At 71.5% G+C, this 10,874-nt stretch carries 10 protein-coding genes; 2 read left to right on the top strand and 8 right to left on the bottom strand.

Annotated features, from left to right (window positions below; genetic code table 11):
* Nucleotides 1–10 precede the first annotated feature (10 nt).
* Nucleotides 11–409, top strand: a complete 399-nt coding sequence (locus EV384_RS10725; protein WP_130332515.1) for a hypothetical protein — start codon at nt 11–13, stop codon at nt 407–409.
* Complete coding sequence (locus EV384_RS10720) at nt 406–609, top strand: DUF6186 family protein (protein WP_130332513.1); 204 nt, start codon at nt 406–408, stop codon at nt 607–609. Before EV384_RS10725 ends, EV384_RS10720 begins: the two co-directional genes overlap by 4 nt.
* 29 nt (nt 610–638) lie before the next feature.
* On the opposite strand, the gene EV384_RS10715 is transcribed toward EV384_RS10720, so the two are convergent.
* From EV384_RS10715 to rph, 8 genes are all read right to left on the bottom strand, one after another.
* A complete protein-coding gene (locus EV384_RS10715; protein ID WP_130332511.1) occupies nt 639–1,790 on the bottom strand; it encodes a polysaccharide pyruvyl transferase family protein in 1,152 nt (383 codons plus the stop codon).
* A 2-nt stretch (nt 1,791–1,792) separates the two neighbouring features.
* Complete coding sequence (locus tag EV384_RS10710; RefSeq protein ID WP_165439914.1) at nt 1,793–3,169, bottom strand: oligosaccharide flippase family protein; 1,377 nt, start codon at nt 3,167–3,169, stop codon at nt 1,793–1,795.
* Nucleotides 3,166–4,122, bottom strand: coding sequence for a glycosyltransferase (locus EV384_RS10705; RefSeq protein WP_130332507.1), 957 nt, complete (start codon nt 4,120–4,122; stop codon nt 3,166–3,168). The genes EV384_RS10710 and EV384_RS10705 overlap by 4 nt, the downstream gene beginning before the upstream one ends.
* Nucleotides 4,119–5,528 (bottom strand): hypothetical protein, encoded by a 1,410-nt coding sequence (locus tag EV384_RS10700; protein WP_130332505.1) that lies wholly within the window; start codon nt 5,526–5,528, stop codon nt 4,119–4,121. The genes EV384_RS10705 and EV384_RS10700 overlap by 4 nt, the downstream gene beginning before the upstream one ends.
* A gap of 199 nt (nt 5,529–5,727) precedes the next feature.
* Nucleotides 5,728–7,773 carry an acyltransferase family protein gene (locus tag EV384_RS10695; protein ID WP_165439913.1) on the bottom strand — a complete coding sequence of 682 codons (2,046 nt, stop codon included), beginning with the start codon at nt 7,771–7,773 and terminating at the stop codon, nt 5,728–5,730.
* A 113-nt stretch (nt 7,774–7,886) separates the two neighbouring features.
* The gene (locus EV384_RS10690) at nt 7,887–9,152 is read right to left on the bottom strand and encodes an alginate lyase family protein (RefSeq protein WP_130332502.1); all 1,266 of its coding nucleotides are present in this window, start codon (nt 9,150–9,152) and stop codon (nt 7,887–7,889) included.
* Nucleotides 9,153–9,366: 214 nt separating this feature from the next.
* Nucleotides 9,367–9,984 carry an RdgB/HAM1 family non-canonical purine NTP pyrophosphatase gene (gene rdgB / locus EV384_RS10685; protein WP_130332500.1) on the bottom strand — a complete coding sequence of 206 codons (618 nt, stop codon included), beginning with the start codon at nt 9,982–9,984 and terminating at the stop codon, nt 9,367–9,369.
* Entirely contained in the window at nt 9,981–10,709 is a 729-nt protein-coding gene (rph, locus tag EV384_RS10680; RefSeq protein WP_130332498.1) for a ribonuclease PH, read from the bottom strand. The genes rdgB and rph overlap by 4 nt, the downstream gene beginning before the upstream one ends.
* Between the last annotated feature and the right edge of the window lie 165 nt (nt 10,710–10,874).

The following is a 10,874-nucleotide window of genomic DNA, read 5'->3' as shown; positions in this document are numbered from 1 at the left end:
CACTGGAGGGGTGGAGCCGACGACCCAACCGTTCGACGTGCCGGCGCCCCTCCGGCGGGGCCGGCTGCTCTGGCCCGCCCTCGTGGGATACGTCCTGGTGGCGGCGAGCGCCCGACCGCTCACCGGTCCCGCCGCCGTCGCCGTCCTGCTGCCCGGCTGCGCGCTGCTCGGGGTCGGCCTCCGGCGGACACCGGCCCGGCAGCGGGCCGTGGGCCGGCGGACCGCCGCCACCTGGCTCGGTCTCGGGGTGCTCTTCTGCCTGTGGGAGCTGGGCGCCTTCCTGGCTGGCAACGACGAGGCGCACCCGACGTTCAGCATCCTCGCCGATCCGCTGCTTGCCACCTACCCGGGGCGGGTCGCCGGCTACCTGCTCTGGCTCGGCACCGGCGCCTGGCTGGTGACCCGGTGACCACGCGGGCCGTGATCACCGCCGGCTTCGCGGCGATCATCCTGACGATGGTGGTCGTGGACGCGGCGGGACGGCGGGGTGTCGGCCGGGCCCGCGCGCCGCTGGGCGACGCGCTGACCGCGGCGCTGCGCACCACCGCCGGCCGGGCTGTCGTGCTCGCGGTCTGGCTCTGGCTGGGCTGGCACTTCCTGGCACGCTGACGGCCACCGGCCTCGCCACCGGCGGCCCGTCAGGCGCGGGCCCAGGGTGCCCGGGTGAAGTTGAGCCGGGCACTGTCGGCGAACTCCGCCAGGTCGAGCCGGGGGCTCGCACCGTCGGTGACCAGCCGTCCCAGCAACTTGTGCACCTCGACCGGATCGTCCGGCTCGACCGGGAGCAGCCGGGTGGCCGGCTGCCCGATTTCGTCCAGGAAGTCGGCGCACTTGCGGTGGTACGGCACCAGCGCGAACGGCACGCCCGCCACGTACGAGAAGATCCCGCCGTGCATCCGCATGTGCAGGCCGGCATCGCAGGCCCGCATCTCGCTGAAGACCGCCGTTACCCCGTCGTCGGCGGTGACCACGCGCAGATCGCACCGGTCCTGGAGGCTTGAGCGGAGCCGTTCGCTCGGCGCGACGTCACCCCGCAGGGGGTGAGTGTTGAAGACGAAGATCGTCACATCGACCGGCTCGGCGTCGACGAAGGAGCGGATGCCGGCGATCAGCACCTCCTCCCGCCGGCGCTGCTCCCGCTCGGGCAGGTCGGTGTCGGAGCCGAGCAGGGTGACGCCGAGCCGGATCCGCCCGGGTGTCCGCGCGATCGGCGCTGGGGCGGCATCGCCGAGCGCCTCCGGTAGCAGCCCCGCGAGGTCACCGGCGGGCACCACGAGGCCCGGGTAGTCGAGGTCGCGCAGCCGCTCCACGGAGGCGGCGTCGCGGACCCCGATGTAGTCGATGTGCCGGAACACCTCGCCGAGTCGCTGCGCCGCCGCCGCCGTGACGAACGGGCCCACCGACACACCGACCGCCGCGATAGGCCGGCGGGAAACCCGGGACCAGGCGGCGAATATCTTCTTCTCGCTGAACGGGCCCATGTCCCGGAAGACCGAGCCGCCGCCGAACACGAGCATGGACGCCCCGCCCAGCATGGTGGCCTTTGTGAGCAGCTTGCCGGCCCGGCTCACCGGGTCCGCCGACTCGAACAGCGACTGGCTCATCGCGGCGCGGGCGTCCGGCAGGTCCACCAGCGGCGGCGCCGCGAAGACGGGCTCCTCGGTGTCCCAGTAGCGCTTCATGGCCCAGTCGACGATGACGCAGAACGCGTTGTCGCCGACGTTGCGCATGCCGTAGTAGCCGACGACGAGCGGCCGGCGGGCGGGGTTCCGCTGTTCCTTCGGACTCACCGTCACTCCTTCGTCAGCCGTCGGCCGATCTCCGACCAGGACGGAAGTCGGGCGTCGCCGACTACGTTACGTTTCACGCACGACCAGAACAGCACGAGCAGCAGCGCCTCGGAGAGGACCGTCGCCACGGCCACCCCGTACAGGCCAAACGACGGGATGGCGAAGGCCAGGGTGGCCAGGTACGCCACCGAGCCGATGCCCTGGTAGAGCACCTTTCGGCGGACCAGCCCGCCGCTGGTGAGCAGCGAGGCGACGCTGGCCGAGCCGAAGCGGAGCGGGATCGCGAGCGCCAGCAGGGCCATCACGACGGCGGACTCGTCGTACGCCGAGCCGAACACCAGGGGGATGGCGTACCGGCCGCCGGCCGCGACGACCGCGGCGATCAGCAACCCGACGGCAATCATCCCGACCGTGCCCGCCCGATAGGCGATCAGGACCGCGTCGCGGTCGGACCGGGACCACCGGTGCAGCTTCGCCAGGAAGTACTGCTGGTAGACGACCCGCGGCAGGATGTAGATCGCGGTCAGCAGCGTCATCGGCACGGCGATCACCGCGGCCGCCTCGGCGCTGAGGAACTCGCCGGAGACCACCACGCCCAGGTTCATGCCGAGCAGGTAGAAGAGGCTGCCGAACATGAACGGGGCGGCGCCGGCGACGAGGTGCCGCGGGCGGGGCGGACGGCCCGGCCGGACGGCGGCCCGGCCGTGCCCCTCCAGCGCGGTCCGTCCCCGCCAGAACGGGACGATCAGCCCGGCGCTGAGCAGGACGGTCGCCGCCGCCACCAGCGACCAGCCGCCGGCGGCGGTGGTCGCCGACAGTCCGAACAGCCCGACCAGCACGGCGACGAGCAGCCGCCCGACGTGCGGTGCGAGCTGCACGACCGCCATCTGCCCGTAGGCGCCGCGCAGTTGCAGGACGGAGACCGACAGCGCCATCCCGGCCTGCGCCAGGATCACCGGCGCGAGGATGACCCGCAGGTCGGCGGGGAGGGGGTCGCTCCGGTCGAGCAGCCCCCAGGCCACTATGGCCAGCACCTGCACGGCCGAGCAGACCAGCACCAGCGCCACGGACGGCCGGACCCAGCGCAGGGCACGGGGCCCCTCGCGCCCGAAGCGCTGCAGCCAGAACTCGGCGATGCCGAAGAGGGCGAGCGGGCCGGCGAGCGTCATCAACGACAGCACCGACATGAAAGCGCCGAAGTGCGCCTGCGGCAGGCTCCGCGCCAGCAGCACCTGGGCGAGGAAGGCGAGCAGGGTGAGGCCGACCTGGCTGACCCCGAGCAGGCCCAGCTGTCGGAGCCGACGGCCGAGTCCCCCGGCGCTCCGCTTCGGTGCCGGGGCGCCAGCGGGCGTCCCCACCGTCGTGCCGGCGGCCGTCACCGCGTCGCCCCGGTCGGCAGGAACGACGCCAGCTCCGCCAGTTCGGCCGCGGTCCGGACGCTCCATTGAGCTCGGGCGGCCGCGATCCGTGCGGGCCTGCCCCGGTCGTCGGCCAGCGCCTCGCGTACGCCGGCGGCGAGCGCCGCCGACTCGTTCGGGACCAGCGTGGCGAAGCTGCCGAACAGTTCCTCGGTGGTGCCGGTCCGGGACAGGACCAGCGGCCGGGCGGCGCTGAGCGCCTCGCAGGCCCCGCTCGGCTGGCAGCCCTCCCGGTCGGTCAGGACCACCACGGCGCGGGCACCGGCCAGCGCCGCCTCGTAGTCCGGCAGGTCGAGGAAGCCCAGTGTCCGCAGGTTGGGCAGCCGCGCCGCCCGTTCGCGCAGCGGCTCAGGAAGCTTGTGCAGCGGGGCGGTGGTGGCGAAGGTGACGCTCGGCATGGCCTCGATCACGTCGACGAGGACGTCCATCGGCTCGTCCGGGGCGGCGGTGGCCACCACGAAGACCCAGTCGCGCGGTGCTGCCGGCGCCATTTCCCGGAGGGGATCATGCACCACCAGAGTCCGCAGGCCGGGGAACGCCTCGCGGGCCATCGCGTCGGCCTCCCGATTGTGGGTCAGCACGAGCTGCGCCCCACGCAGGATCCGCTCGGTGCCGGGCACCTTGCGCCACCAGGACTGGAACTGCCCGTTGTGCGCGTCGATGACGTACGGAACCTTGGCCAGGTACGGCGCCAGCCCGGGCAGGTGCGGCTGGGTCTGCGCTATGACGAACGAGGGCCGCCGGGACCGGATCAGGGCCAGGTCCTCCCGGCTGTGCGCGAGGTAGTCCGAGGGGCGCAACACCTTCGACGTCGCCCGGTGCGGACGCCACACCATCTCCGCACCGAGCGCCTCGGCCAGCACGTCCGAGCGCCGCTGATAACGCTTCCAGGAGATGAACAGGGGCTGGTTCATGGGTGATCACCATTTCTGACGGCGCTGGGCACCAACGCGTCGCGTGGGTGGACCGCGACGACCAACATGTGCGAAAACAGGAACAACCACATGAAGTACGAGTAGGACGTCGGCTTCTGCGTCGCCGCGAAGACTGCCGCGGTGAAGTACAGCGCCACCAGCGCCCACTGCCCCTCGAAGGTGATGAGCTCGCTGGTGGTACGCCACAGGACGGTGCAGATGGCCCCGATGCAGACAAGGCCGAGTAGCCCCCACACCACGAACACCCGGATCGGATCGCTGTGGGTGTTCCACGGCTCGTAGCCCAGCCCGATGAGCCAGACGTCCACGGGCGCGTCCCGCCACGCCTGGGCGATCTCGAACCAGATCTCACCCCGGCCACGGATGAAGTCCTTGGAGTGTGGGTCGAGCGAACCGATCTGGGTCAACAGGAACCGAGCGCGGCCCCACAGGAAGGGGCCCCACCGGACCAGCAGGACGACCACGCCGGCGAGCAGCAGCAGACCGGCCGGGACCGTGACCCGCAGGGGCCGGCCCCGGATCCACCGGACCAGCCCGGGGAGACGCCGCAGCTCCATGGCCACGACGAGGATCGCCACGCAGAGGATGGTCAGGCGGTGCGTGGTGACGACTGCGGTGGCGACCATGAGTGCCAGGAGGGCGAAGCGGAGCAGCGGCTTCAATCGCAGCCGGTCACCGGCGGCGTACAGGATGAAGACCGAGAAGATCAGCAGTCGGCCGAGCGAGGCCGGGTGAAAGTACCCACCTGAGGCGCGCCCGATGTTTCCCCCGGGCAGCTTGAAGTAGAAGGTGTAGTCGACGACGCCGGCGACCTGAAGCCAGGCGATCGCGGAGTGCACCACGGCACCGAACAGCACGAGCAGCAGCACCCAGCGGATCCGCTCCAGCGTGAACCACTGCGGCTTGGCGAGCATCACCGCGAGCAGCGTGATCGGCGCGAAGCCGACGGCGAGCTGCGCCGCCTGGGTCAGGGTCCCCCTGGTCGGATCAACGTAGGGGCCGAAGATGTCCCGCAGGCCGGTCACCGCGAACTGGTCGAGGAAGCCCTCCCGAGCGGGCACGAGAAGCAGGCTGACCACCGACAACAGACCCAGGACCAGCAACGCGACCAGCGCGAGGGTCAGCTTCCCGGGCAGTCGCCGGGTCACCGCGAGGACGAGGACGAAGGCGGCGACCATGAGCGCGGCACCTGCCGTGCTCGCCACGAAGCCGAGGTCAACGGTGTCCTGGGCGGTCTTCTCCCCGGGGATGTCGAACAGCGGCTTCAGACCGATCAGGGCCAGCGCGGCGACGACCAGAAACCAGCTCGGCGACTCCAGGCGGCGCCGCCGCTCGGGGGTTCGGGTCGAATCCGGCTCGGCGCGCAGGGACGCCGGGCGGCTCATCCGGATGCGGCCGACGGTCGCGGCTCGGACGACCGCTCTTGTCCGAGGTAGCTGTCCACGTCCCGATTCCTCCCCGCCAGCTTCCTGTCCGGGGGCACTATACGCGAGCCCTGTTCCTTCGAGTGGCGGCGGTGCGACGACCGGAAGTCGTGCGGCGGCCGTGGTTCGCGACGCCGGCGACGGCGGGCGGAGGGGCGGGTCACGGGGCGAGGTTCCCGGCGATCCGCTCGACCAGATGGGTGCCGAGGGTGCGCGCGTAGGTCGCCGTGATGTGGTGGGTGTCCCGGTAGACGATGACGTTCCCGATCACCAGCGGGCACTCGGTCGCACTGCAGAAGAGGTCGGTGAGGTCCACGACGTGCACCATTCCCTTGGTACGCCGCGCGGCGTCCTCGAGGGCGTCGCCGGTCCTGAAGGCGGCTCCCCGGTCGATGGCGCACCGCCTCGGATCGCCACCGTTCGCCAGGCAGCCGAGGCCATCCGTGCCGAGCGTGGGATTGTCCACCACCACGACGATCCTGGTCCCCCGCTCCAGCACCGGGCGCCAGGCCTCGACGTACCGCCGGATCTGCGCCTCGGCCGCCCGCCGGTCGCCGCCGGCGCTCCGCTTTCCGGTGAGGATGACGAGGTCGTACTTCGGGCCGCTGCCGAGCCTGTCCGCCATCGCCCGTCGCCGCGCATGGCACGGGTCGAGCTGGTCGGACGGCCCCACCTTCGCCCAGATGCAGCCGCGGGCTACGTAGGTGTCGACGGCCCAGTTCTGCGCGTCGAGGTGGTCCTCGAGCGCCGGGATGAGCATCGCGGCGTGCGAGTCTCCGATCAGCGCGATCTTCGTCGCGTCGGCCCGCTGTGAACCGATGTGACACGACGTGAGCTCGGCGCCCGGCTCCTGGTCGTAACACTGGTACGCCGGGCCGGTGTCCTTGGTCAACATCGACATCTCGGGGAACAGTTGCCCGCCCGGGCCGTCGTCGCAGTGTTCACCGGCGGACCAGGCGCCGGCCCCGAGGCACGGGGTACGGGCCGCCAGGAGTTGCTCGAGTCGGGACGTATTCGCCTCGCTGGTCCGCTCGAGCCACTGGTTCCCGACGGCGACGAGCGACATCACCAGCGCCATCGCCACGGCTCCGGCCGCGTACTGCGGCCACAGCCGCCGTCCGGCCGAGAACGCGCCGAACCGTACCGGATCCTCGACCAACCGCTTGGTCGCCGCCGCCAGCAGGACGACGCCTGCGATGACGACGAGCTTCACCGGCCACGTCATCTTCTCGCCGGTCGCGAGACCGAAGATCACGATGGGCGGCCAGTGCCACAGGTAGACGGAGTAGGACCAGTCGCCGAGCCTCTGCACCGGCGCGCGCTCCATCAGCATGAGGGGGGACCAGCGCGCGCTCGGCGCGCCCGCCCGGATGACGCACACCGTGCCGACGATCGGCAGCAGCGCGGCGTAGCCAGGGAAGGGCGTACCGGTGGTGAGGAAGAGCGCGGCCACACCGATCAGGAGCAGTCCCAGCCACGAGAGCGCCGCCTGGATCCGATCGTCGACCGACCGGCCCCAGGCCGGCCACGTCGCCAGCATCGCGCCGGCCCCGAACTCCCATGCTCGGGTTGGCGTGACGAAGTAGGCGGCGGCGCCGTTCGTGGACGTCTCATAGACGGAGTAGGCGAAGGAGGACAGTACGACCACGGCGAGGACCCCGCGGATCGCGACGATGGGCTCGACTCGTCGGACCCGGCGGGCCACCAGGACCGCCGTCACGATCAGCAGCGGCCAGACCAGGTAGAACTGCTCTTCGGCCGAGAGCGACCAGTAGTGCTGAACCGGTGACTGGACGTTCTCGGCGGCGAGGTAATCGACCGAGTCATGCGCCAGTTGCCAGTTCTCGACGTAGAAGGTCGCCGCCGCGATCTCGCGGAGGATCTGCGGCCAGTAGAGCGTAGGTACCCAGACGAAGACGGCCGCCGCGGTGACGACGAGCACCAACACGGCAGCGGGAAGCAGCCGACGGATCCGGCGGGCCCAGAAGGAGCCCAGCCGGACGGTGCCGAGCCTTTGCACGTCCTTGAGCAGGTGTGCGGTGATGAGGAAGCCACTGATCGCGAAGAAGACGTCGACACCGACGTATCCGCCCGGAATGCGGTGCGGCCAGAAGTGGAACAGCAGCACGAGGAGGACAGCGAGCGCCCGCAGTGCCTGGATCTCCGGTCGCAGCACCCCACGACGTGCTTTCGTCGAGTCGCTCACTGCTTCCTCATCATGATGTGGACAGGTGCGGACGCCGGCCCGACCGGCGCCGGTGAGCGTATAGGGTCGGACGCCCGCCCGGGTGCCCGGGACCGCGGGGGCAAAGGTCGCGATCAGCGCGGGTTCTCGGCGTGCGTCAAGGTCTCCCAGGCGAAGAAAACTCCCGGTGCGGCGGGGCGCGCCGCGACCACAGCCTGTCCGGTCCTGGGCAGGGTCAGTCCCGTCCTGGTCGTGTAGTGGTTGTAGGCGACCTCGAATGACGGCAGGAGACCTGTCTTCAGACGGCCGCCGCACAGCCAGGGCGGCACCGGTTCACCGAGTTCGTAGGCGGCGTGGAACTCCATCGCTCGGGTGAGGCGGACACGTGCCTCGGCGTAGAGGTCCAGGCCCTGTATCCACGCGGTCTCCGCGACGTGCGCCGCGGCCGCGACGCCCCAACCGGTGTGGAGGAAGTCCCGGCAGGTCTCCTGGGCGAACCCGTCCACGAAACTGGTCTGCCCTCCCCAGTATTCGATTGTCTGCCGCCTGTTCAAGGCCTCACCCGGGGGTGACTTCGGGGCCGGCCCGTCGCTAGTGAGATAGATGTACGCCGGCAGCCGCAACCGCCACCTCGCGACCGCCTTCGAAAAGGAGGCGCGGTCGTCGAGGAAGACCGAGATGCCGATCGCCGCGTCAAGCATGATCAGCTCCCAGTTGCCGGCCCGGTAACGGCCGACTCCCGCGATCACCAGGGGCAGGTAGACGTCGCGGAACATCCGCTCCGCCCGCGCGAGCCGGTCCGGAGACCAACCAGGGTAGGTGTACCGCAGCAGTTCCGCGGCCCGGACGAAGGACGCTCCGGACCAGCCGGCCTGCACCGGCGCGTTGGAGTTGGTGTGCCGTTTCAGCACGCCCGACCAGGCGTCGATGATCTCGATCGACTTCTCGGCGTAGTGGCGGTCCCCGGTGAAGTACCACAGCAACGCCAAGGTGTACGCGGCGACGCCGTCCTCGGTCTCGTTCGTGCATCCGTTGTCGGGGCTGGAGTAGAAGCCGCAGTCCACAGTGGCGACCGGCCTGGGCTGCCACGCCAACTGGCCGTAGCGGCTCCGCTGCATGGCGAGCCACGCCGACTGCCAGGGCTCTTCGCGGGCTCGGATCTTCCCGGCGGCGAAGTCGAGCTGGTCAATGCTCACCAGCACCCCGGGGTGGAGGAAGCCGCTGCGGGCGTCCCGCACCGGGTTCACCGCCGGCCTGGGCGTTTCGGAGGTCCAGATGCCCGCCACCTCATCCTCGGTGGGCGCGGTGGCGGCCTCGGCGGCCAACAGGCCCGCGCTCACCACCAGCAGAACGCCCGCGACCAGTGCCGCGATGCCGCCCCGCGTCCGTGTCCACGCCATCCCGTCTCCCTGCTAGACAGCCCATCCGGGCCGGCCGGACCGACACGCTTAAGACAGTAGGTCTTCCGGCGACGCCGCCGGAGCGCGGCCTCCTCCGCTCGCGGCCAGCCGGGATCCGTCGGAGACCGGGCCGTCCGGACGATGCTGCCAGCAGCCATGTGTTGCCCGGGGCAGTGATGCCGGACGGCGGCGGGCACCGGCTGGTGTACGGGGGTCAGGCCGCCTGCGGCAGCACTTTGGCAGCCAGCTTGGCCAGCTCGCGCAGCGCCTTGCCGCGGTGGCTGACCGCGTCCTTCTCCTCGGGCGTCAGCTCCGCGTTGGTCCGCTGCTGCCCGTCGCCGAGGAAGATCGGGTCGTACCCGAAGCCGCCCTCGCCGCGCGGGGCGCGCAGCAGCCGGCCGGACTGGCGGCCGTCGACCAGGTGCTCCTTGCCGCCCGGCAGCACCAGGGCCACCGTGCAGACGAAGGCGGCGGCCCGGTGCTCGTCCGGCAGGTCGGCGATCTGGTCCAGCACCAGCTGGAGGTTGGCCTGGTCGTTGCCGTGCCGGCCGGCCCAGCGGGCGCTGAACACCCCGGGCATGCCGTTGAGCGCGTCCACGGCCAGCCCGGAGTCGTCGGCGATCGTCGGCAGGCCGGTCCGCCGGACGCCCTCGCGCGCCTTGATCAGCGCGTTCTCGCCGAAGGTCAGGCCCGTCTCCGGCAGCTCCGGGTACTCCTCGACGTCGTCGAGTCCGAGCAGGGCGATCCGGTGCGCGCCGAGCGCGCCGTCGAGGATCCGCTGCAGCTCGACGAGCTTCTTCCGGTTCCGGGTGGCGAGGAGGACCTTGTTCATGAGGCGAGCGCCTTCCGCTGTGCGTCGGCCAGTTCCAGACAGCCCGCCACACCGAGGTCGAGCAGGGCGTCGAGCTGGTCGCGGGCGAAGATCCCGGCCTCGCCCGTCCCCTGCACCTCGACGAAGTCGCCGGCGCCGGTGCAGACCACGTTCATGTCGACCTCGGCCGCCACGTCCTCGGTGTAGCACAGGTCCAGCCGCGGCTCGCCGTCGATGATGCCCACGCTGACCGCGGCCACCGACCGGTGCATCACCTTCTCCGGCTTGCCGGCGAGGGCCTTGCGCTCGCCCAGCCAGCTCACCGCGTCGTGCAGCGCCACGTACGCGCCGGTGATCGCGGCGGTCCGCGTGCCGCCGTCGGCCTGGAGCACGTCGCAGTCGAGCACGACCGAGTTCTCGCCGAGCGCCTTCAGGTCGATGGAGGCGCGCAGGCTCCGGCCGATCAGCCGGGAGATCTCATGGGTACGACCGCCGACACGCCCCTTCACGCTCTCCCGGTCGGACCGGGTGTTCGTGGCCCGGGGCAGCATCGCGTACTCGGCGGTCACCCAGCCGAGGCCGGAACCCTTCCGCCAGCGGGGCACCCCCTCGGTCACGCTCGCGGTGCAGAGCACCCGGGTGTCGCCGAACTCGACGAGCACCGAGCCCTCCGGGTGGGTGCTCCAGCCCCTGGTCAGGGTCACCGGTCGGAGTTGGTCGGGCCGCCGCCCGTCAGGTCGCGCCATGCCTGCACCTTATGCGGTGCCGTGATCGAACCGTCCCGCGGTGTACCCGGGAAGTCGGCGGAGTCGGCCGGGCCGCCCGCGCTGTCCCGGTGCGCAGGGGGTCGCGGGTCGCCTGTGCTCTGCTGCAGTCCACGCAACACTCGTCGCCGTCCGGTGTTGCCTCCG

The organism is Micromonospora kangleipakensis, from assembly GCF_004217615.1.
Taxonomy (GTDB): domain Bacteria; phylum Actinomycetota; class Actinomycetes; order Mycobacteriales; family Micromonosporaceae; genus Micromonospora; species Micromonospora kangleipakensis.
Note: the sequence above shows the minus strand (reverse complement) of the source record. Positions and strands in the feature narration are given on the sequence as shown.